The 22,038-nt window shown below is 61.9% G+C and carries 23 protein-coding genes and 1 pseudogene; 10 read left to right on the top strand and 14 right to left on the bottom strand.

The annotated features are described in order from the left end of the window. Window positions 1–33 precede the first annotated feature (33 nt). The 4 genes from HX811_RS11725 to HX811_RS11710 all read right to left on the bottom strand — a co-directional run bounded on the left by HX811_RS11725 (window position 34) and on the right by HX811_RS11710 (window position 4,002). Window positions 34–1,437, bottom strand: coding sequence for a heavy metal sensor histidine kinase (locus HX811_RS11725; RefSeq protein ID WP_177020529.1), 1,404 nt, complete (start codon window positions 1,435–1,437; stop codon window positions 34–36). Continuing rightward, window positions 1,434–2,108: a heavy metal response regulator transcription factor gene (locus tag HX811_RS11720; RefSeq protein WP_003214417.1), complete on the bottom strand. Its 675-nt coding sequence runs from the start codon at window positions 2,106–2,108 to the stop codon at window positions 1,434–1,436. Before HX811_RS11720 ends, HX811_RS11725 begins: the two co-directional genes overlap by 4 nt. 219 nt (window positions 2,109–2,327) lie before the next feature. Next, on the bottom strand, window positions 2,328–2,513 hold the full coding sequence (locus HX811_RS11715; protein WP_177046005.1) for a hypothetical protein: 186 nt from the start codon (window positions 2,511–2,513) through the stop codon (window positions 2,328–2,330). 160 nt (window positions 2,514–2,673) lie between these two features. Continuing rightward, window positions 2,674–4,002, bottom strand: a complete 1,329-nt coding sequence (locus tag HX811_RS11710; RefSeq protein WP_134325732.1) for an OprD family porin — start codon at window positions 4,000–4,002, stop codon at window positions 2,674–2,676. Between the two features lie 238 nt (window positions 4,003–4,240). On the opposite strand from HX811_RS11710, the gene HX811_RS11705 reads away from it, so the two are divergent. The 4 genes and pseudogenes from HX811_RS11705 (at window position 4,241) to HX811_RS11695 (ending at window position 6,626) form a co-directional block, all read left to right on the top strand. Continuing rightward, on the top strand, window positions 4,241–4,573 hold the full coding sequence (locus tag HX811_RS11705; RefSeq protein ID WP_177022676.1) for a DUF2790 domain-containing protein: 333 nt from the start codon (window positions 4,241–4,243) through the stop codon (window positions 4,571–4,573). Window positions 4,574–4,622: 49 nt separating this feature from the next. Further along, window positions 4,623–5,456, top strand: a pseudogene (locus tag HX811_RS32225) (PAS domain-containing protein); the annotation flags it as partial. A gap of 108 nt (window positions 5,457–5,564) precedes the next feature. Beyond that, the gene (locus HX811_RS32220) at window positions 5,565–5,996 is read left to right on the top strand and encodes a methyl-accepting chemotaxis protein (RefSeq protein WP_371132413.1); all 432 of its coding nucleotides are present in this window, start codon (window positions 5,565–5,567) and stop codon (window positions 5,994–5,996) included. A gap of 54 nt (window positions 5,997–6,050) precedes the next feature. Then, window positions 6,051–6,626: a flavin reductase family protein gene (locus HX811_RS11695; RefSeq protein ID WP_003214424.1), complete on the top strand. Its 576-nt coding sequence runs from the start codon at window positions 6,051–6,053 to the stop codon at window positions 6,624–6,626. 164 nt (window positions 6,627–6,790) lie between these two features. Here the strand turns inward: HX811_RS11695 and HX811_RS11690 are convergent, their stop codons facing one another. Continuing rightward, window positions 6,791–7,675 carry a LysR family transcriptional regulator gene (locus HX811_RS11690; protein ID WP_102368105.1) on the bottom strand — a complete coding sequence of 295 codons (885 nt, stop codon included), beginning with the start codon at window positions 7,673–7,675 and terminating at the stop codon, window positions 6,791–6,793. A gap of 121 nt (window positions 7,676–7,796) precedes the next feature. Here HX811_RS11690 and HX811_RS11685 point away from each other — a divergent pair, with 121 nt between their 5' ends. Beyond that, the gene (locus tag HX811_RS11685; protein ID WP_218172300.1) at window positions 7,797–9,167 is read left to right on the top strand and encodes an MFS transporter; all 1,371 of its coding nucleotides are present in this window, start codon (window positions 7,797–7,799) and stop codon (window positions 9,165–9,167) included. Window positions 9,168–9,288: 121 nt separating this feature from the next. On the opposite strand, the gene HX811_RS11680 is transcribed toward HX811_RS11685, so the two are convergent. Further along, window positions 9,289–10,092, bottom strand: coding sequence for an AraC family transcriptional regulator (locus HX811_RS11680; RefSeq protein ID WP_010177073.1), 804 nt, complete (start codon window positions 10,090–10,092; stop codon window positions 9,289–9,291). A gap of 204 nt (window positions 10,093–10,296) precedes the next feature. On the opposite strand from HX811_RS11680, the gene HX811_RS11675 reads away from it, so the two are divergent. The 4 genes from HX811_RS11675 to ddlA are packed head-to-tail and all read left to right on the top strand — an operon-like array spanning window position 10,297 to window position 12,892. Continuing rightward, a complete protein-coding gene (locus HX811_RS11675; protein WP_010177072.1) occupies window positions 10,297–10,851 on the top strand; it encodes a DUF2975 domain-containing protein in 555 nt (184 codons plus the stop codon). 7 nt (window positions 10,852–10,858) lie between these two features. After that, the gene (locus HX811_RS11670) at window positions 10,859–11,074 is read left to right on the top strand and encodes a helix-turn-helix transcriptional regulator (RefSeq protein ID WP_010177071.1); all 216 of its coding nucleotides are present in this window, start codon (window positions 10,859–10,861) and stop codon (window positions 11,072–11,074) included. 41 nt (window positions 11,075–11,115) lie between these two features. Next, on the top strand, window positions 11,116–11,754 hold the full coding sequence (locus HX811_RS11665; RefSeq protein ID WP_177045999.1) for a LysE family transporter: 639 nt from the start codon (window positions 11,116–11,118) through the stop codon (window positions 11,752–11,754). A 43-nt stretch (window positions 11,755–11,797) separates the two neighbouring features. Next, on the top strand, window positions 11,798–12,892 hold the full coding sequence (gene ddlA, locus HX811_RS11660) for a D-alanine--D-alanine ligase (RefSeq protein WP_010177069.1): 1,095 nt from the start codon (window positions 11,798–11,800) through the stop codon (window positions 12,890–12,892). 13 nt (window positions 12,893–12,905) lie between these two features. On the opposite strand, the gene HX811_RS11655 is transcribed toward ddlA, so the two are convergent. The 4 genes from HX811_RS11655 to ggt all read right to left on the bottom strand — a co-directional run bounded on the left by HX811_RS11655 (window position 12,906) and on the right by ggt (window position 16,258). Further along, on the bottom strand, window positions 12,906–13,220 hold the full coding sequence (locus HX811_RS11655; RefSeq protein WP_010177068.1) for a DNA-binding transcriptional regulator: 315 nt from the start codon (window positions 13,218–13,220) through the stop codon (window positions 12,906–12,908). After that, window positions 13,207–13,527, bottom strand: coding sequence for a transcriptional regulator (locus tag HX811_RS11650; protein ID WP_087693782.1), 321 nt, complete (start codon window positions 13,525–13,527; stop codon window positions 13,207–13,209). The genes HX811_RS11655 and HX811_RS11650 overlap by 14 nt, the downstream gene beginning before the upstream one ends. Before the next feature lie 158 nt (window positions 13,528–13,685). After that, entirely contained in the window at window positions 13,686–14,408 is a 723-nt protein-coding gene (locus HX811_RS11645) for a polyphenol oxidase family protein (protein ID WP_177045997.1), read from the bottom strand. Between the two features lie 23 nt (window positions 14,409–14,431). Further along, window positions 14,432–16,258 carry a gamma-glutamyltransferase gene (gene ggt, locus HX811_RS11640; protein WP_177045995.1) on the bottom strand — a complete coding sequence of 609 codons (1,827 nt, stop codon included), beginning with the start codon at window positions 16,256–16,258 and terminating at the stop codon, window positions 14,432–14,434. A gap of 197 nt (window positions 16,259–16,455) precedes the next feature. Here ggt and HX811_RS11635 point away from each other — a divergent pair, with 197 nt between their 5' ends. Then, the gene (locus tag HX811_RS11635) at window positions 16,456–17,346 is read left to right on the top strand and encodes a bifunctional helix-turn-helix transcriptional regulator/GNAT family N-acetyltransferase (RefSeq protein WP_218172297.1); all 891 of its coding nucleotides are present in this window, start codon (window positions 16,456–16,458) and stop codon (window positions 17,344–17,346) included. Window positions 17,347–17,388: 42 nt separating this feature from the next. On the opposite strand, the gene HX811_RS11630 is transcribed toward HX811_RS11635, so the two are convergent. The 4 genes from HX811_RS11630 to rimJ all read right to left on the bottom strand — a co-directional run bounded on the left by HX811_RS11630 (window position 17,389) and on the right by rimJ (window position 21,947). After that, window positions 17,389–19,797, bottom strand: coding sequence for a TonB-dependent siderophore receptor (locus HX811_RS11630; protein ID WP_087693778.1), 2,409 nt, complete (start codon window positions 19,795–19,797; stop codon window positions 17,389–17,391). A gap of 75 nt (window positions 19,798–19,872) precedes the next feature. Beyond that, complete coding sequence (locus HX811_RS11625) at window positions 19,873–20,817, bottom strand: FecR domain-containing protein (RefSeq protein ID WP_102368112.1); 945 nt, start codon at window positions 20,815–20,817, stop codon at window positions 19,873–19,875. After that, window positions 20,814–21,329 carry a sigma-70 family RNA polymerase sigma factor gene (locus tag HX811_RS11620; protein ID WP_003217834.1) on the bottom strand — a complete coding sequence of 172 codons (516 nt, stop codon included), beginning with the start codon at window positions 21,327–21,329 and terminating at the stop codon, window positions 20,814–20,816. The genes HX811_RS11625 and HX811_RS11620 overlap by 4 nt, the downstream gene beginning before the upstream one ends. Window positions 21,330–21,362: 33 nt before the next feature. Next, the gene (gene rimJ / locus HX811_RS11615) at window positions 21,363–21,947 is read right to left on the bottom strand and encodes a ribosomal protein S5-alanine N-acetyltransferase (protein ID WP_177045991.1); all 585 of its coding nucleotides are present in this window, start codon (window positions 21,945–21,947) and stop codon (window positions 21,363–21,365) included. Window positions 21,948–22,038 lie beyond the last annotated feature (91 nt).

Below are 22,038 nucleotides of genomic sequence, written 5' to 3'. Positions count from 1 at the left end.
AAGACGGGGTGGGGCCTCCCTCACCACAATGGGTTATTGGCAGATAGCGTTGGTATGAAGGGGAAACACCAACCGAAACACAGTGAAATCTCCGGGCTCGCTGCTGACTTCTGCCCGGCCTTGATGCAGGGTCATGATCGACCGCACGATGGCCAGCCCCAGCCCGGTCCCCCCTTCGGAGCGGGCGCGGCTGCTGTCGACGCGGTAGAAACGCTCGAACAGGTTCGGCAGGTGGTGCGCTTCAATCCCCGGGCCCGGGTTGCCCACCGACAGCGAGACTTGCTGCCCGTGGGTTTCCACCTGCAACGACACCGTGGAAGCGTGTGGCGTATGACGGATGGCATTGGACAACAAGTTGGAAATCGCCCGCTGAATCATCAGGCGATCGCCATGCACCGAGGCATCACCGTGAAGGCTCAGGCTCAGTTGCTTGTCTTCGGCACTCAACGCAAACAGTTCCATCACCCGGCGTGCCTCAGCGGCCAGGGACACGGGCGCAAACGAAACCCGCGCCGCCGGGTGGCTGACCTGTGCCAGGAACAGCATGTCGGAAACGATCCGCGCCAGCCGCTCCATTTCTTCGGTGCTGGATTCCAGCACCGCCTTGTACTCCTCGGGCGGTCGCTCCCGGGACAACGTCACCTGGGCCTTGCCCATCAAGTTGGTCAGTGGCGCGCGCAGCTCGTGGGCCAGGTCATCGGAGAACTGCGACAGCTGCTGCACACCGCCATCCAGGCGCTGCAGCATGAAGTTGATGCCCTGCGCCAACTCGCCCAACTCGTTGGGCAAGTTATCCACAGCCAGGCGGTGGGTCAGATCCTGTGTGGTGACCTTGGCCGCGACGCGGCTGAACTGTTGCAGCGGTGCGAGCCCGCGTTGCACCACCCACCACGCGCCGATGCCGATCAGCAGCAACAGCAGCGGCAGGGCGATCACCGTGGAACGCAGGTAAGCACTGAGCAATGCCTGATCGTCCATGCGGTCCAGGGACAGCAGCACCCGCACGCGTTCGCCGCTGGACAGGCGCATCAGGCTGGAGGCGCTGAGCACCTGGTTGCCGTTGCTGTCGTCCCAGTTCAGGTAACCGAGGGTCTGGCGTGGTGCGAAGTCGGTCAGCAACGGTTCCTGTGGCTTGGCACCGACGCTCAGCAGCACCGCCTCATCGGGTGCGGTGCCGACGATGGTCAGGTAGAAATTGTCATGCCCCATCACCAGGTCCATCAGCGAATGCGGGCGGGCCTTTATGTCGCGGGTGTCCAGGCCGAGGGCGAGGCTGTGCTGGATCTGCTCCATCTTGCTTTCCAGGCCCTTGCGCGCCAGTTTCTCAAGCTCGTGGGTCAGCGCCAGGTAGGCCAGTGTCGCGAGCAGCACCACCAGGCCCGCGCCCATCAGGCTCACCGTCAGCCCGAGGCGCATCGACAGGCTGCTGGCTTTCATTGGCGGGCCTCCAGCACATAGCCCACGCCGCGAATGGTATGGATCAGCTTGACGTCACTCTGGTCATCGACCTTGGCCCGCAGGCGGCTGATGGAGACCTCCACCACGTTGGTGTCGCAGTCGAAATTCATGTCCCACACCAGGGAAATAATCTGCGTGCGGGTCAGCACTTCGCCGGACTGACGCATCAGCACATGCAGCAGCGCGAACTCCTTGGTGGTCAGGTCAATGCGCCGGGTGCCGCGATAGGCGCGGTGGCGGCGCGGGTCCAGTTCAAGGTCCGACACGCGGAAGACTTCCGGCACCGGTATGTGCTCGCTGCGGCGCAACAGCGTACGCACCCGGGCCAGCAATTCGGGGAATTCGAAGGGTTTGACCAGGTAATCATCGGCGCCCATGTCCAGGCCCTTGATCTTGTCAGTCAGCCGGCCACGGGCTGTGAGCATCATCACCCGTTGGTTGCTGTCGCGGCGCAGTTGCTCCAGCACTTCCCAGCCGTCCTTGGCCGGCAGGTTTACATCGAGAATCACCAGTTCATAGGCGTGTTGCCCGGCCAGGTGCAGGCCGTCCACGCCGCTGGCGGCGCAGTCGACCACGTAACCGCTTTCGGTCAGGCCCTGCTGCAGGTAGGCGGCGGTTTTTTGCTCGTCCTCAACCACAAGGATACGCATGGGGGTTTACCTTTTACTGATAGAGAGAGACTGAAATTCGAATTTTCCGAAGCCTGAAGGCTGAAGTAGCTACAGGGTCAATCAGCCAGTTTGTGACTGGTTGTTGCGTTGCAGAACGGGCGGGCAAAAAAAACGCCCCATCCGGGGCGTTAAAAATTCATCTCTTTCCAAAGGAGCTACACAAAAGCTTCAGAGATGAATGTGCTCGGTGTGCGCCGTTCAGATCGACTGCTTCTGTGCGTCGGCGGGCGCGGTCTCGGCCACGGACTGTTCACCGTGGACCTGCTGCTGTTGCTGGCGGAACTCGGCGAGGAACTGCCGGGAACGGTCGGCGCCGTCGTCGGCGAATGCGAGGGTGGAAGTGGCGCCGAGAAAACTGATCAATAACAGGTGGAATGGCTTCATGACGTGTCTCCAAATAAGGCGTGTGCCGTTAGTTGTGACCAGTATATGAAGCGCAACTTAACGAGAAGGTGAGGCGCATATTACAGTTCTGACAGGCTTCAATTTGTGAACAGATGTTAGTCAACGGCAAATGAATGTAAGCATTTGCCGTTGTGTTCATTTACAGAATTGCCAATGGGTATTCGACAATCAACCGAACTTCTTCCAAGTCCGACTCAAAGGCACTTGAGCGAACGGTCGCCTGGCGCAAACGCAGCGACAGGTCTTTCAAGTTACCGCCCTGCACCACGTACTTCGCCTCGATATCCCGCTCCCAGCGGCGTTGATCGGTCAGCGGGTCGCCGGCCGCGTCACGGCGCATGTACACGCTGTTGGCGTTGCTGTAGTCGGCGCCGGTACCTTTGCCATAGCGGGTCATGAAGGTCAGGCCAGGAATGCCGAAGGCCTGCATGTCGAGGTTATAGGCGAGCATCCACGAGCGTTCCCTGGGCGAGTTGAAGTCGCTGTACTGGATCGAGTTGTTGAGGAAGATCGAGTCCGACATGCGCAGGTAGTCAAAGTCGTCATCGCCGTTGTTGCGCTGGTGCGACAGGGCCAGGCTGTGGGCGCCGACCTTGACCCCAAGCCTGGCGCTCCAGATGTTGTTATCGAACTCGCCAAGGCGTTTCTTGCCCTCGTCCACGGCCTTGTAATAATTGAAGTCGCCAAACAGCGACACGTCATCGTTCAGCGGGTAGCTGGCGGCGCTGCCGAAGTAGTACTGGTCCCAGGCATCCTTCAGGCGGCTGGTGTACAGGCTGACGCTGAGGTGTTTGTTCACCTGGTAGTCGCCGCCGGCATAGCCGATCCAGGGTGAATCCACCTTGCCCGCATAAAAGGTCGCGAAGCCTTTATCCATGCCGCTCTGGGTGGGCTGGCTCATGCCGCTCAAGTGCCCGGCCTGCAAGCTCAAGCCGTCAATGCTGGTGTTTTGCGCGGTGACGCCACGGAAGCTTTCCGGCAACACCCGCGAGTCGCCGTAGGCCACCACCGGGGTCAGCGGGAACACGTCACCGGCCTTGATCACGGTATCCAGCAGGCGCACTTTTACCGCGCCGCCGAGCTTGCTGTAGCCGTCCTCGGGGTGGTTGTCGCTGTCTACCGGCAGTACGCCGAACGAGCCCTTGCCGCCGCTGCGACCGGTGCCGGAGTCGAGTTTCAGGCCATACATCGCAAACGCATCGAGGCCGAAACCCACCGGACCCTGAGTGAATCCGGATTCGAACTTGCCGATAAAACCCTGGGCCCAGGCTTCGGAATAGCCATTGCCGGTGGGGCTCGACTGGCCCTTGCGGTCATCGCGGTTGAAGTAGAAGTTGCGGGCCAGCACGTTCAAGGTGCTGCCTTCGATAAACCCTTCGGGTTTTTCTTCCACGGCCATGCCTGACAGCGGGGTGAGCCCCGCCAGGGCGGCAATCATGGAGAGTGAAAATGTGCGGTTAGTGCTCATGTAGCGCTCCTCGGTAGTGGCAGCTATCAGCTTCTTATCGATGGGGCATTCTTGTTGTGATGGTGCCCGGGCAGATAGTTGCAAACACGAGATAACGGCGAGGTGGCGCACAGATTACAATTTTGGAATTTCAATAAAACATAACGGATAAGTAATCTTTCGGTGAACGTTGCGACAGGCTTGGTTAGTTATTCTTGCTCTGAACTTTTAATTCAATAAGTCAGACGAGGACACCCTCATGAATACCCTGAAAACCACTGTCGCTGCATTGGCCCTGATCGTTTCCGCCAGCGCGATGGCCGAAGGTGGAGGCGACCGCACCTTCGCCCAATTGATGCAAAACAATGAGCAAGCCATGGCCGCCTACGCCGCCAGAAAGGGCAAGCCCGCGCCCGAGGTGCTGGTGTATCGCTACGGCATGAAGCTGGACATTGCCAAGGTGGTGAATGTCACGCCGCCGATCCGCTCGTGCAGCGCGGTGCCGTCACGCATGACCTACGAAGACTCCACCGGCAAGCTCAACACGCTCCACTACCAAGTGATGGGCATCTGCCGTAACAACGGCAGTTGAGGGGCTGAAAAAATATAGTTGGGCAATGGGCTAAAGCTCTCTTAAGAAAATGCCGGCAGCGCCGATGCAGGTCAGATCCCGCCCTCATTTGCCCACCGGTGCCTCCATGTTCAACACCCGTCTCAAGCAGGAGCTGTCTGCTCTTCGCGAAGAATTATCCAGTTTGCAGCAGGTCAAGGAGAGCCTGGAAAGCGAAATGATGGCCCTGACCCTGGATCCCGAAGGGCGCATCGAGTCCGTCAATGCCATCTTCCTTCAAGAGATGGCTTACCAGGCAAGCCAGCTGCAAGGCCGCCTGATCGAGGATCTGGTGCCGGCGCACGTCAAGCACGACACCTTTCAACTGCGCTTCACGAACGCCCTGGTGCGTGGCGAACACTTCGCCGGTTCCGTACGCCTGATGCGCGGCAACGGCAATGAGGCGTGGCTGCGCTCCATCGTGCAACCGGTGCGTGGCAGTGACGGGCGTATCAAGCATATTTCGATGTACTCCAGCGACCTGACCCGCACTATCGAGGCGTCCCGCGAGCACGAAAACCTGATCACCGCGCTGGTGCGTTCCACGGCAGTGATCGAGTTCGACCTCAACGGTAATGTACTGACGGCCAACGACCGTTTCCTCAACGGCATGGGTTACAGCCTGGCGCAGATCCAGGGCAAACATCACCGGATATTCTGTGAGCCGCAGGATGCCGGCAGCGCCGAGTACCAGCAGTTCTGGAAGCGCCTGAACGCCGGTGAATTCGTCGCGGGGCGCTTCAAGCGGGTGGACAGCCACGGGCGGGTGGTGTGGCTGGAGGCGTCGTATAACCCGGTGCTCGACGCCAACGAGCGGCTGTACAAAGTGGTCAAGTTCGCCACGGTGATCACCGACCAGGTCAACCAGGAACAGGCCGTGGCCGACGCGGCCAACATCGCCTACAGCACCTCGCTGCACACCGACAGCAGCGCCCAGCGCGGCACCACCGTGGTCACCCAGGCGGTGGAGGTGATGCGCGACCTGGCCAAGCACATGGAGCAGGCGGGTGAGGGCATTGAAGCGCTGAACGCCCAGTCCCAGGTGATTGGCAGCATCGTCAAGACCATCAGCGGCATCGCCGAGCAGACCAACCTGCTGGCGCTCAACGCCGCCATCGAAGCCGCCCGTGCCGGTGAGCAAGGCCGTGGTTTTGCGGTGGTGGCCGATGAGGTTCGGCAACTGGCGTCGCGTACCAGCAAGGCCACCGAGGAAATCGTCGGCGTGGTGCGCCAGAACCAGGACATGGCCCGCGATGCAGTGGCGCTGATGACCGATGGCCGCCTGCAGGCCGAGCAAGGCCTGGCCCTGGCGGCCGAGGCGGGTACGGTGATCGTCGAGATCCAGGACGGCGCCCAGAAAGTGGTCAGCGCTGTAGGGCAATTCGCCAATCAACTGAGCAGCTAGTCACCCGGGCTCATGCTTGAGGTATCGTAGGTTTTTTTTCCGAGCCTTTCGTCCATGAGCCCTAACCATCGCCGTCCCGTCCCGCTGTCCAAGGCCTACCGCTTGCTCAACCACGGCCCGACCGTACTGGTCAGCGCCGCGCACAACGGCCAGCGCAACATCATGGCTGCGGCATGGGCGATGCCGCTGGATTTCGAGCCGCCCAAAGTCGCCGTCGTGCTGGATAAGGCCACCTGGACCCGGCAACTGCTCGAAGGCGCCGGCACTTTCGTGCTCAACGTACCGTGTGCGGCCCAGGCCGATATCGTGCAGACCGTGGGCAACACCACCGGCAGCGAGACCGACAAGTTCGCCGCATATGACTTGCAGACGTTCAGCGGCGAACACACCGAAGCGCCGATGCTTGAAGGCTGCGTGGCGTGGCTGGAATGCCGCTTGCTGCCGGAACCGCATAACCAGCAGACCTACGATCTGTTCCTCGCCGAAGTGGTGGCCGCCCAGGCTGATGAGCGCGTATTCAGCGACGGTCGCTGGCATTTCGAAGGGCAGGATGCGCTGCGTACCTTGCACCATGTGGCGGGCGGGCATTTCCTGACGATTGGTGAGCCGATTGATGGGCGACAGCTTTAAGCCCAGTGCCAATTCTTCCGGTACAGCCTGGTTTTGTGGCGAGGGAGCTTGCTCCCGCTGGAGCGCGAAGCGGTCCCATTGTTTCCTGCCAATACACTTGGTCGGTAGATATACGACTGCTGCGCAGCCGAGCGGGAGCAAGCTCCCTCGCCACAAAGGTTGTGTTACCACTGGGCTTTGCTGAGTGCCTCGGCAAACGCCATCAACTTCGGCGAGTACTGCCGCGATGGCGGATACACCAGCGATATCGCCCGACTGCGCCCGGCAAATTCCTCCAGCAAGGGCACCAGGCGCCCGGCCGCCAGATCTTCCCGCACCGCAAAGTCCATCACCTGGGCGATGCCGAATCCGCCCAGCGCGCCGTCCACCAGCGCATCGCCGATATCAAAGATCAACCGCCCCTCGACACTCACGTCCTGCACCCTGCCATCGAGCATGAACTGCCAGTCCACCAGCCGGCTGGTGCGCAGGTTGCGCACGGTCAGGCAATTATGGTCCTGGAGTTCATCGACGGTCTGCGGCGTACCAAAACGCGCGAGATAAGCCGGGGCGGCGACGGTGACCCAGCGCAGCGGTGGCAGTGCCCGGGCGATCAGGCGTTGGTCCTGGATGTCGCCGGTGCGCAGCAAGGCGTCAAAGCCTTCGTCGACGATGTCCACCAGGCGGTCGGTCATTACCGCTTCAATGCGCAGGTCGGGGTATTGCAGGGTCAGCTCGCCGATCACCGGCATCACCACCTTGCGGCCAAACAACGAGGGCGTGCTGATCTTCAGCAAACCGGACGGTGAGGCACGGCGGTCGAGCATTTGCCGCTCAGCTTCGGCCAGTTCCGCCAGCAGCGGCGCGCTGCGTTCATACAGCATCTGCCCGTCGGGCGTGAGGCTGACGCTGCGGGTGTTGCGTTGCAGCAGGCGCACACCCAGCTGGTTTTCCAGTCGGGAAATGGCCCGGGACAAGCCCGATTGGGTCAGCCCCAGGTCTCCGGCGGCGCGAGTGAAACTGCGGGTTTCGGCGACGCGCACCAGCAGGCGAACAGCATTCAGATCCATGATTAAAGTCATTACTGAAAGAGTGATAGGGCTATTTATCATCTGTTGGGCATGAAAGAAACTGGCGCCTCTCATTTTCAGGCAGGACGCTGTGATGTCTTCTTCTCGACCCTCTGGCTGGATGCTGTTGCTGCTGGCAACCGCGCAACTGATCATCGCCCTCGACGCGACCATTGTGTTTGTCGCGCTGCCGCAAATCGGCAGCCACCTGGGTTTTTCTGCCCAGCAATTGCAGTGGGTGGTCAGTGCCTACAGCGTGGCGTTTGGTGGCTTCCTGTTGCTGGGCGGTCGGTCGGCGGACCTGTTGGGCAAGCGGCGCTTGTACATGCTCGGCCAGTCGCTGTACGCGCTGTCTTCCCTGGCGGCGGTGCTCGGTGGCAGCGCCTTGCTGCTGGTGCTGGCCCGGGCGGTGCAGGGCGTGGGCGGCGCGCTGTTGTTCCCGGCCACGCTGGCGCTGATCAACACCCACTACGCCGAAGGGCCTGCGCGTAATCGGGCGTTTGCCGTGTGGAGCGCGGCGTCTGCGGCGGGCCTGGCATTGGGCGCGTTGCTCGGTGGCGTGCTGACCCAGGCCTGGGGCTGGGAAGCGGTGTTCCTGGTGAACGTGCCGTTGGCCGGTGCCTGTGCCCTGGCGGCGCGCTACTGGATTCCCGCCGATGGCGAACGGGCCCTTGGGCGCAACTTTGATATCAGCGGCGCGTTGACCGTGACGCTGGGCGGCACCTTGCTGGTGTTCTCCCTGGTGCAGGGGCCGGAGTGGGGCTGGGCGGCGCCGTCGACCCTGGGCTGCATGGCCCTGGCGTTGGTGCTGCTCGGGTTATTTGCGTGGATCGAACACCGGGGCCGTGATCCGTTGATGCCGCTTCGCTTGTTGGGCTATCGCGAGTTGCGCATGGCCATGGTGTTGACGGCGGTGTTCATGAGCAGCTTTGGCGTGCAGTACTACTTTCTGGCGGTGTACTACCAGCAGGTCTACGGCTACAGCGTGTTGCAGGCGGGGTTGGCGTTTTTGCCGGCGACGCTGGTGTGCACCGCGGGTATCTGGCTGGCGGAGCGTTCATTGGCGCGGCTGGGGTTGCGCAACACCCTGGTCAGCGGCCAGTTGGCGGGCGCGGTGGGTATCGCTTTGGTATGTGTGGCGTTGCCGACGGGGGCGGGGTTCTGGTCGTTGCTGCCGGGGATTTTCATCCTGAGTATTGGCCAGGGCATGACCTGGACGGCAATGTGGGTGGCTGCCGGCCTGGGCATTCGGCCAGGAGAGCAGGGCGTGGCGGCGGGCATGGCGTCCACCAGCCAGCAGATTGGCGGCGCACTGGGGCTGGCGTTGCTGGTGTCATTGGCGAACGCCGGAGGGGCGACGGGCGCGGCGCAGGCAGGCGGGATTGAACTGGCGTTGTGGTGGAGCGCGGCGATTGCCCTGGCGGGGGCGGTTCTGGCGTTAGCACTTAAAGAGCGCGCTATAGAGTCGGATGCGATTTCAGCAGCGACATAAATCAACTGTGGGAGCTGGCTTGCCTGCGATGGCGGAGTGTCAGCCAACAATTTATTAACTGATCCACCGCCATCGCAGGCAAGCCAGCTCCCACAGGTTGATCGCGTTTCCAGGCGGGATTTCAGCGCCCGAGCATCTTCACCCAGCGCGACGGCGGCATGCCGAAGGTGCTGCGAAACTGGCGGGTCATGTGGCTCTGGTCGGTGAATCCGGCGGTCAGCGCGGCATCCACCAGTGACTGGCCCTGGCCCAGCAGGCTGCGCACCAGGTCCAGGCGACGCATGGTCAGGTAGCGATAAGGGCTGGTACCAAACAACAATCGAAAATCCCGCGACAACGCCCAGCGGTCGCGGTTGGCGTATTCCGCCATCTCATCGAGGGTGATCGGGCGGCCCAGCGCGCTGTGGATAAATTCCCGCGCGCGCTCGGCGGCGCGGTAGTCGAAGGTCTTGCGGTTCACCGTGATGCCCGACGCATTGTTCAGCGCCTGGGCCAGGTCAAACATCGCGTCCTGTTCCTGCAACGGATCAATCGGGCAATCCAGGCTTTGCAGCAACACCTCGCTGGCGCGGTACAGCCACGGGTCGCTGGACAGCCCGCCGGGAATAAACGGCAACGGCTTGCCGCCGAGCACCTGCTGGATCAGCGCCGGCTCCACGTAGATCATCCGGTATTTGAAGCCTTCCTCGCTGCCGGCCCAACCGTCATGCACTTCGTCGGGATGGATCACCATGGTCCGCCCCGGCAGGCTGTGGGTCATGCCGCCGCGATAGTGAAAACTCTGCACGCCGAACAGGGTGCGGCCGATGGCGTAGGTGTCGTGGCGATGGGGGTCGAAGCCAAACCCGGCAAAATACGCCTCGATACGCTCCAGGCCACTGGCGTGGGGCGCGCGGTGCAGCCAGTCGAGAGAGGGTTTGGTCATGGTGAAAGCCGCAAGTCGGGACGCAAATACGTTAACCCAGTGTGACCGGGCTGTCTGCCGTGGTCTTGAACGATTGTGCCAGCACCGGAACGACGGGGGCAGGGATCCGGTTTATACGTGGATATCGCAAATCATTAAAAAATGATTGTTTTACGATAATTTATCGTTTATTTTTCGCCACACATTAACCCCCGAGGCTTACCCATGAATTCCCAACGTCTTGCCCAACTTAGCCAGCGCATGGCACTGCTCACCCTGCTGTTGATTGTCGCGATGCTGCTGCTCAATACCACCGCGTGGCTTTACCCGGTACAAAGCGCTTCGGTCGGGTTTGGTTTCGCCTTGAGTGCCCAACAGATCGAGGGGCGGGCCGAGATGGTGGCGGCGTTCCCTTGGTGGCAGACCCTGGGCGGTGTCCTGCTCTCCAGCATTCCCCTGATGGCGCTGGTGTCGGGCTTGAATCATTTGCGCCAGCTGTTTCAGAACTATGCCCGTGGCGAGTATTTTTCCAGCGCCGCCGCCCAGCACTTGGGTAAAGTAGGCCGGGCCGTGGCACTGTGGGTGTTGCTGGATTTTCTGTGCGAGCCATTGCTCAGTGTCTGGGTCACGATGAATGAGCCGGTTGGCCAGCGGCTGCTCACCTTGAGTTTTACCCCGCCCAGCATCGTTGCGCTGTTTCTCGCCGGCTGCATCTCGGTGATCGCGCGTATCCTGTGGCAGGCCAGTGAAGTGGATTCTGAAAACCGCACGTTTGTTTGAGAACAGCATGTCTATTGTCATTGAGTTGGACGTTATGCTCGCCCGGCGCAAGGTCAAGTCCAAGGACCTGGCCGCCGCCATTGGTATCACCGAACAAAACCTGTCATTGCTCAAGCAAGGCAAGGTCAAGGGCATACGGCTGGCGACCCTGGACGCGATCTGCAAGTATCTGGAGTGTCAGCCGGGCGACCTGTTGGTGCACGAACCCGAACCTGAGCTGTAAACGGCAAGGATCTTTTAATTCCCTTAAGGATGGATCAATCGATGCTTTTCCCCAGCCTGCCGTATGCCGCGCCGTTGTTGTCGCTGGCCTTGCTCTGGACCGTCGCGGTGGTGACGCCCGGCCCGAACTTCTTCAACACCGCGCAACTGGCCGCCAGTTGTTCACGCCGCCATGGCGTGGTGGCGTCGGCTGGCGTGGCCACCGGCACCGTGATGTGGGGCCTGGCAGGCGGCTTGGGGATCAAGTCGTTGTTCACTGCCGCGCCCATGTTGTACCTGGCGTTCAAGATCATCGGCGGCTGCTACCTGATTTACCTGGGGTTGAAGCTGTTCAAACGCTCGGCACCGTCGATGGCCCAGAATCTGTTGCCCGACGAACCGCGTCGCTCGCTGTTCTCTGCCTGGCGCCTGGGTTTGCTGGGTAACCTGTCCAACCCCAAGGCGGCGCTGTTCGTCGCGACGATCTTTGCATCCACCATGCCGCCGTCACCGTCGCCGATGCTGCTGACCCTGGCCGTGATCACCATGGCGACGCTGTCGTTCAGTTGGTATTCCTGCGTGGCGCTGGTGTTTTCCAGTGAACGCATGGCCAACGTCTACAGCCGCTCGCGCAAGTGGCTGGACCGGTTTGCCGGTGGTTGTTATGTGCTGTTCGGGGCCACGCTGGTAGCGAATCGCTGACGGCTCATGGTAAGAAGCCTTACTTTCAAACGTGAGGCCGATCATGAGCAAGCTGCGGGTAGGGATTATTTTTGGTGGCCGTTCGGCCGAGCACGAAGTGTCGCTGCAATCGGCGCGCAACATCGTCGATGCACTGGACCGTTCGCGCTTCGAGCCGATCCTGATCGGCATCGACAAGGCCGGCCACTGGCACCTCAACGACACCTCGGGCTTTTTGCTCAACGAGGAAAACCCGGCGCTGATCGCCCTCAATCAATCCAACCGTGAACTGGCCGTGGTGCCGGGCAAGGCCAGCCAGCAACTGGTGGAAACCGCCAGCCAGGCCACCCTGGAACATGTCGACGTGATCTTCCCGATCGTCCACGGCACCCTCGGCGAAGATGGCTGCCTGCAAGGCCTGCTGCGCATGGCGGACTTGCCGTTTGTCGGCTCCGATGTGCTGGGGTCGGCCGTGTGCATGGACAAGGACATCAGCAAACGCCTGCTGCGCGATGCCGGGATTGCCGTGACACCGTTCATCACCCTCAACCGTCGCACGGCGGCGCGAACCACCTTCGAACAAGCCCGGCAGAAACTCGGAGTGCCGATGTTCGTGAAACCCGCGAACCAGGGTTCATCCGTGGGCGTGAGCAAGGTGAGCAGCGAGGCTGAATATCAGGCCGCCGTAGAACTGGCCCTCGGGTTTGATGAAAAGGTGCTGGTGGAGTCGGCGGTAAAAGGCCGGGAAATCGAATGCGCCGTGTTGGGCAACGAGAATCCCATCGCCAGTGGTTGCGGCGAGATCGTGGTGCGGGACGGTTTCTACTCCTACGACAGCAAATACATCGATGACCAGGCGGCCCAAGTGGTGGTGCCGGCGGACATCAGTGTTGAAGACAGCGAGCGCATTCGCGCCTTGGCCATCGAAGCGTTTGAGACGTTGGGCTGTGCCGGGCTGGCGCGGGTGGATGTGTTTCTGACGGACGAGGGCGAGGTGCTGATCAACGAGATCAACTCGTTGCCGGGTTTTACCCGCATCAGCATGTACCCCAAGTTGTGGCAGGCGGCGGGCATGAGCTACAGCGAGCTGGTAAGCCGGTTGATCGAGCTGGCGCTGGAGCGGCATGCGGGGCGTAAGGGGCTGAAGATCAGCCGGTAGCCCAGGAATGCCATCAGGCGTTACTGAGGACTTCTCGAAAAACGTCCGGCCTGATGGCTGCTATATGCAGCAATGAACGTGCTGCGCCGGACGGAGAGCGGCGGCCTTGCTCCCATTCTTGAAGCGTTCGTACAGAGACTCCCAGCAATTCGGCGAACTTGGGTTGCGACAGCCCAGTTTTACTTCGGGCCTCGGCGGCTTGGGTGATTTCGACGTGATGGACCTGGCCATGACGACCTTCCTTGACATCAATAACGGCAGCCAGCAATTCCTCGCCGATGTTGCGTTTGGCGTCACGTTCCTTAAGTTGTTTCTCAGTGAGTGGCATGGTTCATTTCCTTGGCGATTTTGTAGAGGACATGCGCGGGAATATTCTCGGTGGCACCTTTGCCATAAATCAGCAGGGCAACCAGTGCACCACACGCCAATTGTGTTGTGTAGATGATCCGCACTGAGCTGCTCTTGCCTCGGCCTTCAAGGCTCCAGCGTACTTTTCGGCAACCACCAGATCCTGGAATGACAGTTCCTGAGTCGGGGTGGTTGGCGAGAAAAGCCATAAAAATACCCCGTTCTTCTTCGGTCCAGTAATCGGGCCATAGCTTGCTGAATAGTGGCGACTCGATGATCGTTAACACGCAAAATTCTACGTCTTTGACGTAGCCTCTGGCAAGGAATGGCGGGGCCAGAAAATGTCAGCGGATGGAGTGGTATTCAAGAAGCGTTGTATCGCAAAAGATGACAGCCTATGGGCTCCCCAAGGCTAGTAGCTACGAGAACTGTAGGGGGCTTCCCATCACTCTGCGCGAGCAATCCACGAATACAACAACGTCTTGCGCTCCGTGCTGTCATGGGTCCTTCGGCGATAACTCGCAAACGCCGGCGAGGTGCAATACGTACACACCTCACTCACCTCGACCTGTTCACGCCTGATTCCCGCCGCCTCCAGCAAGATCAGCGCATAACGACTCAAATCAAACCACGCACTCAAGGCCTGCCTGGGTTCTGGCGGCTGAATCTCCGGTGCCAGCAACGGCCCCGGCTGCTCGAACGTCCACGGCGCATTCCCGTCCGGCCATAAGTGACCCTGGCTCGCCTGTAACTGCGCGACAAACTCGCCGCTCACCTCATAACAACAAGGCTTGATCGACGGCCCGATCGCAACCCGCAATTGGTCCAGCGCCACACCCTCGGCGCTGAACCGTTGCATGGCATTGGCGATAATCCCGCCTTGCAGCCCCTTCCAGCCGCCATGAGTTGCCGCGACAAAATCTCCGCTCTCCGAGGCCATCAGCAACGGCAAACAGTCGGCAGTGATCACCGCGATCGGCTGCACATCCCGGCTGAAAACCCCATCGGCCTCAACCGTATTGGCCGTAAGCTCCGCGCTCCATTCAATGGTCGTGGCGCTGTGCACCTGCTTGCAGATGAACACGTCGTCAGGTCGCAATGGATCGTCAATCGAACAGAACCCATGGTCGACGCCAACCAGGGCGCCGAGGTTATTTGCCTTGTGCACGCGCAGCTCTCCAGTGAGTCACATCAGTCCCCGAGGGCCTCGCCTTCACGGCGTGGGTCCGCCCCGCCGATCAACGATACCTTGCCCTGCGCATCACGCACCCGAACGATCGCCTGGGCGCCGCTGGTCATGTCGATTTCACTCAGGGCGTGGCCCTTGTCCTTCAGCGCCTGTTTCAACGGCGCACTGAACAAGCCGGCTTCCAGTTCGGTCGCCCCGTTGCGGCTGCCGAAGTTGGGCAGGCCGACGGCGGCTTGCGGGTCGAGGTTCCAGTCGAGCATGGCCACCAGGGATTTGCTCACATATTCGATGATCTGCGAGCCGCCCGGCGAACCCACCGTGGCCACCAACTCGCCGCTCTGGCGATCAAACACCAGCGTCGGCGCCATGGACGAACGCGGGCGTTTGCCCGGCTCGATCCGGTTGGCCACCGGCTGGCCATTTTCTTCAGGGATGAACGAGAAGTCAGTCATCTGGTTATTCAGCAAAAAGCCCTGAACCATTACGTGGGAACCGAACGCGGCCTCCACCGTAGTGGTCATCGACACCGCGCCACCCACGTCATCCACCGCCACCACTTGGGAGGTGGAAATACGCAGCGGCGAGCGATCCGGCGCGTAGGCCACCTGAATCCCGGCAGGCTTGCCCGGCTTGGCGACGCCCATGCTGCGCTCACCAATCAGTGCCGCGCGGCTGGCCAGATAATCCGGCGCGACCAGCCCGGCAACCGGCACCGGCACGTAGTCAGAGTCCGCCACATACTGGGCGCGGTCGGCATAGGCCAGGCGGTCGGCCTCGGCGATCAGGTGCACCGCTTCGGGCACCGGCTCCAGGCCTGCCGGGGAGTCGTTTTTCACCGGCTTTAACGGTGCCAGGGCCATACGCGGGTCGCGGGCTTCCAGGGCCTGCAACGTGCCGAGGATTTGCGCGATGGCAATCCCGCCCGACGACGGCGGCGGCATGCCGCAGACTTTCCAGCGCTTGTAGTCGGTGCACAACGGCGCCCGCTCAACCGCGCTGTAGCCTTTGAGGTCGGTCAGGGTCAGGCTGCCGGCATTGCTGTTGCCCTGCACCTTGCGGGTGATTTCTTCGGCAATCGGGCCGTAGTACAGCGCGTCCGGCCCTTCCTTGGCGATGCGCTTGAAGACGTTGGCCAGCGCCGGGTTTTTCAGCAGCGTGCCGGTGGCCTTGGGGCTGCCGTCGGCGTTCAGGAAGTAGGCGGTCATTTCCGGCGAGCGGCTCATGTAACGGTCGGCGGCGATCAGGCTGTGCAGGCGCGCCGAGATCGGGAAACCCTGTTCGGCCAGGCGAATGGCCGGCTCGAACAGCGTTGCCCACTGCAGGTGACCGGTCTTTTTGTGGGCCATTTCCAGGGCGCGCAACACGCCCGGCGTTGCCACCGAGCGCCCGCCAATCTGTGCCTGCGGGAACGCCATCGGCGTGCCGTCGGCGTTGAGGAACAACCGCTCGGTAGCGCCCGCCGGTGCGGTTTCGCGACCGTCATAGGCCTGCACCTTTTTGCCGTCCCACAGCATGATAAACGCACCGCCGCCGATCCCGGAGGACTGCGGCTCCACCAGGGTCAGCACGGCCTGCATGGCAATCGCGGCGTCGATGGCCGAGCCGCCCTTGCGCAATATCTCGCGCCCGGCTTCGGCGGCCAGCGGGTTGGCGGCGGCGGCCATGTGGCGCTCGGCGTTGCGGGGGCTCATGTCGGTGCGATAGCCCGAGCCGAGCTCCGGGGCGGGCGGCAGTTCCGGCGCGGTGGCGCTGTGGCAGGCGGCGAGGGTGAGGGCGGCGGTGATCAGCGAGAGGGTGGTAAGGCGTTGGCGGTGAAAAATCGAAAACACGCGATGACTCCGTTCATTTGAGAATGATCTGTTGTCCGTGGGGAGGGAATGTACCTCAGTGGTTTGCAGGTTGGGAGATTGATCTGTATTTGGTTGTGCGGTACAACTATGTCCCTCGTCATTCGGGCAAGAGGTTTCCCCCCGTGAACCGTTCCAAGCCAGACCTTATCGATCAGATCCGCTGTGCCTCGCGTCTTATGGTGCGAGAGCTGGGCTTCATGCAGCCGAAGTTGGCGGCCAGCAGTTACCCACCGTCATCGGTGCACACGATTGTTGAAATCGGCGAGCATGGCGCGCTGACAGCGGCTGAACTGGTCATGTTGCTGGGGCTGGAAAAGTCGTCGGTGAGCCGCATGGTGCGCAAGCTGGTCGAGGCGGGCGAGCTGGAAGAGTTTGCCAACGAGGACGATGCCCGTTCGAAAAAGCTGCGCCTCACCACACGAGGCCAGAAGACGTTACGCGACATCGAAACGTTTGCCCGGCGCCAGGTGGGCGAGGCGATTGGCGACTTGTCCAGCGAACGGCAACAGGCCGTCAGCCGTGGGCTCGATCAATACGCCGCAGCCCTGCAAACCCAACGTACTGGCGCCCGGCAGCCAAGGCACTACCGCATTGCCCATGGCTACCGGCCAGGCATCATCGGGCGTATCGCGCAGATGCACGCCGAGTACTACGCCCAGCATGCGAATTTTGGCCAGCCGTTTGAAAGCCTGGTGGCGGCGGACATGGCCGAGTTGATGGGGCGCCTGGCCAACCCGCGCAACCAAGTCTGGGCAGTGCTGGACGCAGAGCAGATCGTCGGTTCGATCGCGATTGATGGCGAGGGCGAAAACGGCGAGGCGACCCTGCGCTGCTTCATCCTTGACCCGTCTGCCCACGGCCAGGGCTTGGGTAAACGGTTGTTGCAAGAGGCGCTGGATTTCTGTGACGGGCACCGGTTTCCGGCGGTGCGGCTGTGGACGTTCAAGGGCCTGGATGTGGCGCGCAAGCTTTATGAAAGCGCGGGCTTTGTGCTGGAGTCGGAACAGGAGGGGCAGCAGTGGGGCAAGTCTGTGGTGGAGCAGTGTTTTGTGCGGCACGCTGTTTGACGCAACAGCGCCCCACGTCACGGGGCGCTGGCGCCTGGCCGGTTAGAAGTCCCAGCGCGTGGTGAGCATCACGTTGCGCGGGGTGCCGTAATAGGCCGTGTTATAGAAGCCGATGTTGGTGTAGTACTGCTTGTCGAACAGGTTGTTGACGTTCAGCGTCGCGGAAAGATGTTCGCTGACCTGATACTTGGCCATCGCGTCCACCACCCAATACGCTTCCTGCGAGAACTCTTCGTTTTGCGCCTTGGGCCGGTTGTACACCACTTGCCAGCTTCTGCTCTGCCAGCGCGCGCCGCCGCCGACGGTCAGGCGGTCCAGCGGACCCTTGAGTTTGTACGAGGTGAAGAAACTGAGCTGGTCCTCCGGCTCCCAGGTCGAAGCCTTGTCGCCATGCTCATCCCGCAGGATCTTGTGGGTGTAGCCGGCCTGGGCCTGCCAGCCCGGCGCCAGCTCGCCGGACATCTCGGCCTCGAAACCCTTGGTTTTGGCCTTGATGCCTTTCTCGGCATACCCGAGGGATGGGTTGGTCGGCGCGGCGTTGTATTCGGCGTCCGGCTCCGCACGGTTGGTTTCGTGCACTTCGAAGTAGGCCATGCTGGTGTTGAGCCGGCCCTCGAAGAACTCACCCTTGAGGCCGGTCTCGTAGTTCTTGCCTTCATCCGGTTCCAGCAATTTGTTGTTGCGGTCGCGGCTGTAGGTCGTCGGCATGAAGATGTCGGTGTAGCTGGCATACGCGGTGAAGTTGTCGTTCAGGTCGTAGGTGACCCCGGCGTAGGGCACCAGCTTGCCGGTCTCGGTGGAGTCGTCTTCGCCACGCAATTTGTAGTTGGCCACGCGGCTGCCGAGGAACAGGTTCAGGTCATCCATGAGGTTGAAACGTGCGGCCATATAGCCTGCGGATTGGCGGGTCGTGGCATCGATGATCCGTGTCGGTTCACCCCAGTTCGGCTCCGGAGCGTTGCCATCGAAGTTCCAGAAATCGATCTCGTTGTTGCCCACATAAGTGGGGGCGCCGTAGTCCTTTCCGGTCCAGTGGGAGTTCGAGGCCGACGCGCCAATCACCAATTCATGGGTACGGCCCAGCAGGCTGAACGGACCGCTGGCGTAGACATCGCCCGAGTCGGCGCGGGTGTTGCCGGTGAACTTGTTCGCGTACAGGGACGACAGTCCGGTGGCGGGGAACGGGCCACTCATGATCGAGCCCAGGGGCGCGTCGTAGCCCATGAGTTGGTGGGTGTATTGGCCCTTGATCACCCAGCCATTGTCGAAGTTGTGTTCCAGGGTGGAGAACACGCTGCGGGAGTACTGCTCCCAGCGGCTCCACTTGGCGCCGTTGTTGTAGGAGCGTTTTACATCGATGCGGTTGCCGTTGCGATCGAACAGCGCACGGCTGCCGGACCAGCCCGAGCCTTGCGGGTCGCTGTCCAGGTAATCGAAACCGACGGTGAGCAGGGTGTCGTCGGTCAGGTCGGCTTCCAGCGTGCCGAAATACACATTGGTGCTGCGCTGGTAGTGGTCCATGAACGAGTGCTTGTCCTGGTACGCCGCCACCGCACGCCCGCGCACGTTGCCGCTGTCGGTCAGCGGGCCACTCACGTCGATCTGGGAACGATAGTTGTCCCAGCTGCCGGCGCCGAGTTCGACGCTGGCCTTGAAGTCCCGCGTGGGCTTTTTGCGGATCAGGTTGATCGTCGCGCCAGGGGCGCCGGCGCCGGTCAGCAGTCCGGTGGCACCCTTGAGGATTTCCACGCGGTCATAGATCGCCATGTCGCTGAGGGTCTGGCTGGACGAGTAGGCGGAGTTGCGCAGGGTCGGGATGCCGTCGTACTGGAAGTTTTCCACCGAGAAGCCGCGGGCGTAGTAATTGTTACGCTCGCTGTCGAAGGTCGACACGGTGATGCCCGGTGTATGGCGCATCACGTCGTCGATCGAAGTGAGCGCGAAGTCATCCATATGCTGGCGCGTGATCACGGTGATCGACTGCGGGGTTTCCCGTGGGGTCAGCACCATGCGCGTGGCGGTGGCGATGGTGCCCGGGGTGTAGGAACCGCTGCCCTCAGTGATGGTGCCCAACTGATTCGCGGTGATCTCTGTGGCACCCAGCGACAGCGCGCCGCCGGCCACCGGCAGGCTTTCCAGCTGGTAGCCATCGGCATTGCCGCGTGCTGCGAAGCCGGTGCCGGCCAGCACCTGCGCGAACCCGTCCTCCACGTTGTAGCTGCCGCGCACGCCGGGGCTGTCCAACCCGGCCACTTGTTGCGATAGGAACGAGATCGGCACGCCGGCGGCCTGGGCGTAACGCGTCAGCACGTCACCGAGTTTTCCGGGGGCGATGTCGAACGCCTGTACCTGCTGCTGCGCGTAGGCCAGGCCCGGCACCGCCAGGGGCAGGCAGCCAAGCAACAGTCGACTGGCCAGCAACAGGCCGCCGCGTGTGGGGGTTGAAGACATGTTATCGGTGCTCCTTTGGATGTTGGCCAAGGAAAGGACGCGGCAAAACCGAAAACACGCAACGGTGCGTAAGAATTATCCGGCGGGGGATTTCAGGCGCACACGTGTGAGCCACGGGGTGTAGGTGCTGACTTCAATCGGCAGGGTGCGTGTGAGCAGGCGCAATGCGCGGTCGCTGTCGTCCGTCGGCAGCATCACCGTCACCCGAATGCCTTGCAGCGCCTGGCGATCGAACATCAGCACACCCGGGCGATGCCGCGCCAGGCGCTCAAGTACATCCGCCAGCGGCTCGTCGTTGGCCAGCAACTGGTGGGCCGTCCAGGCTTGCTGCTGCGCTTGCACATCAACGCTTTTCGGCGTACCGGGCCCGCTTGCATCCAGGCGCACCTGCTCGCCGGGGCCGAGGGTAATCGTATGCCCGGCACTGTCGATGCGGGTCGAGGATTCGAGCATCTTGACCACGGTGGCGGTGTCGCTGAGTTCGACGATAAAACGCGTGCCCAGGGCGCGAATGCTGCCCTGCGGGGTGTCGACATAAAACGGGCGCTGGGTGTCCTTGGCCACTGTTACCAGAATCTCACCATGCAGCAGTTGCACGCGGCGCTGGCTGGCGTCCAGGTGCAGGTTCACCGCAGAGCTACCTTCCAGTTGCAGGTCACTGCCGTCGGCCAGCAGCGTCTGGCGCCATTGGCCACGGTCGGTGCTCAGGTCGGCGAACAGATAGCCACGTTGCTCGTACTGGTACGCCGGCACCCCCGCGAGCAGCAGGGCCAGGGCGAGACACTTGACCAGCGTTGCCCCTTGGCGAGGCTGCCGGGCCCGGCGCAATGCGGCACGGGCCGGGGCTTGTTTGAGAGGCAGCAAGTGGCCCTGAAGGCGGGCAATGGCTTGCGGGTGCTGCGGGTCGGCGGCCAGCCAGGCGCGAAACGCCTGTTCGTTGGCGGCATTGCCTTCGTGATCCAGCCGCACCAGCCATTCGGCGGCCTGGCGCAGCACAGCGTGGGGCAGAGGCTGGTTCATGGCTGGGCGCACGCATCGCACGCCAGCAAGGCTTCCACCAGATCGTTCTGTACTGTGCGCACCGAGACACCCAGGCGCTGGGCGATTTGCGCCTGGTCCAGGCCTTCGAGGTAACGCAGGATGAAGGTGTCGCGGATCCGCTTGTGCATGCGTGCCAAGGCCCGGTCGATCGCCTCAAGCATTTGCGCGGCTTGCAGGATCTGCTCCGGCGACGGGGCTTGCTCAAGGTACGCGGCGCAGCGCTCGAGCTCTTCGCGGTAAGCCTGTTCCAGGCGTCGACGGCGGCCATTGTCCATCAGCAACCGGCGCGCGATGGTGGCCAGATAAGCCCGTGGCTCACCCGGCGCCACGTAAGTACCCGATGCCAGCAAGCGTACGAAAGTGTCTTGCGCCACGTCGGCCGCCTGATGGGAGCAATGCACGCGACGCCGCAACCAGGTCAACAACCAGCCGTGGTAGCCGCGGTACAGCGCATCGAGCGTAGGAGCGTCGGTGGGCGAAGACAGCTTCATGAGAGAGAGTCGTAAGTGAGAATTAATCCCATTCTAGTGGTTTAAAACTTCGGGCTGCAATAGACGGTCGCTTGCCGGATTGATCAGTGCCGTTAACACATGGTCCGCCCAGACCCCGTTGATCCTCAGATACGCCCGCGCCTCGCCCTCTTTTTCAAACCCCAGCCGTGCCAGCAGGCGCGCACTGCGCTCATTCTCTGGGCGGTAGTTGGCCATGATTCGGTGCAGCTGCATGGCGTCGAACACATGGGCAATCGCCGCCGTCAGCGCTTCGTGCATCAAGCCTTGGCCTTGGGCGGATTCAGCCAGCGCATAACCCAAGTGGCAGGCCTGAAACGCACCGCGCACGATGTTGCTGAAGTTGCAGGCGCCGATGATTTGGTCCTGGCTGAATATCAGCAGGTGCAACGCTTCGCCGCTGGCGGTTTTGTCGGCCATGGCGTGGAGGCGTTCGATGATGGCGTCCAGTTCAAAAAAGGCGTCGTCACGCGAAGGCTCCCAAGGCTGCAGAAAGGCGCGATTTTGCAGCAGGTACATTTGCAGGGCGCGAGCGTGGGAAGGGTGGGCGCCCAGCAGTAAGAGGCGGTCAGTGCTGATGCCGGTAGCGGGGAATGTCATGCGTCACCTTCTTGTGGTTTGCCAGCCGGGCTATCCTGCCGTTTCAGTCGTACAGAATCCAGCCAGGCTGGCATTCACATAATTCTTACCC

It is taken from the genome of Pseudomonas sp. F8002, assembly GCF_013385495.1.
Lineage (GTDB): Bacteria > Pseudomonadota > Gammaproteobacteria > Pseudomonadales > Pseudomonadaceae > Aquipseudomonas.
This window is presented reverse-complemented; position numbering and strand designations above follow the sequence as displayed.

Bases quoted from the DNA above. Each gene is read 5' to 3' on its own strand.
- HX811_RS11725 (WP_177020529.1), bottom strand. From the start codon at position 1,437: ATGAAAGCCAGCAGCCTGTCGATGCGCCTCGGGCTGACGGTGAGCCTG.
- HX811_RS11715 (WP_177046005.1), bottom strand. From the start codon at position 2,513: ATGAAGCCATTCCACCTGTTATTGATCAGTTTTCTCGGCGCCACTTCC.
- HX811_RS11665 (WP_177045999.1), top strand. From the start codon at position 11,116: ATGCTTTTCCCCAGCCTGCCGTATGCCGCGCCGTTGTTGTCGCTGGCC.
- HX811_RS11690 (WP_102368105.1), bottom strand. From the start codon at position 7,675: ATGGATCTGAATGCTGTTCGCCTGCTGGTGCGCGTCGCCGAAACCCGC.
- HX811_RS11710 (WP_134325732.1), bottom strand. From the start codon at position 4,002: ATGAGCACTAACCGCACATTTTCACTCTCCATGATTGCCGCCCTGGCG.
- rimJ (WP_177045991.1), bottom strand. From the start codon at position 21,947: ATGACATTCCCCGCTACCGGCATCAGCACTGACCGCCTCTTACTGCTG.
- HX811_RS11675 (WP_010177072.1), top strand. From the start codon at position 10,297: ATGAATTCCCAACGTCTTGCCCAACTTAGCCAGCGCATGGCACTGCTC.
- HX811_RS11685 (WP_218172300.1), top strand. From the start codon at position 7,797: ATGCTGTTGCTGCTGGCAACCGCGCAACTGATCATCGCCCTCGACGCG.
- HX811_RS11670 (WP_010177071.1), top strand. From the start codon at position 10,859: ATGTCTATTGTCATTGAGTTGGACGTTATGCTCGCCCGGCGCAAGGTC.
- HX811_RS11720 (WP_003214417.1), bottom strand. From the start codon at position 2,108: ATGCGTATCCTTGTGGTTGAGGACGAGCAAAAAACCGCCGCCTACCTG.
- HX811_RS32220 (WP_371132413.1), top strand. From the start codon at position 5,565: ATGCGCGACCTGGCCAAGCACATGGAGCAGGCGGGTGAGGGCATTGAA.
- ddlA (WP_010177069.1), top strand. From the start codon at position 11,798: ATGAGCAAGCTGCGGGTAGGGATTATTTTTGGTGGCCGTTCGGCCGAG.
- HX811_RS11635 (WP_218172297.1), top strand. From the start codon at position 16,456: ATGGTGCGAGAGCTGGGCTTCATGCAGCCGAAGTTGGCGGCCAGCAGT.
- HX811_RS11620 (WP_003217834.1), bottom strand. From the start codon at position 21,329: ATGAAGCTGTCTTCGCCCACCGACGCTCCTACGCTCGATGCGCTGTAC.
- HX811_RS11625 (WP_102368112.1), bottom strand. From the start codon at position 20,817: ATGAACCAGCCTCTGCCCCACGCTGTGCTGCGCCAGGCCGCCGAATGG.
- HX811_RS11680 (WP_010177073.1), bottom strand. From the start codon at position 10,092: ATGACCAAACCCTCTCTCGACTGGCTGCACCGCGCGCCCCACGCCAGT.
- HX811_RS11705 (WP_177022676.1), top strand. From the start codon at position 4,241: ATGAATACCCTGAAAACCACTGTCGCTGCATTGGCCCTGATCGTTTCC.
- HX811_RS11630 (WP_087693778.1), bottom strand. From the start codon at position 19,797: ATGTCTTCAACCCCCACACGCGGCGGCCTGTTGCTGGCCAGTCGACTG.
- HX811_RS11655 (WP_010177068.1), bottom strand. From the start codon at position 13,220: ATGCCACTCACTGAGAAACAACTTAAGGAACGTGACGCCAAACGCAAC.
- HX811_RS11695 (WP_003214424.1), top strand. From the start codon at position 6,051: ATGAGCCCTAACCATCGCCGTCCCGTCCCGCTGTCCAAGGCCTACCGC.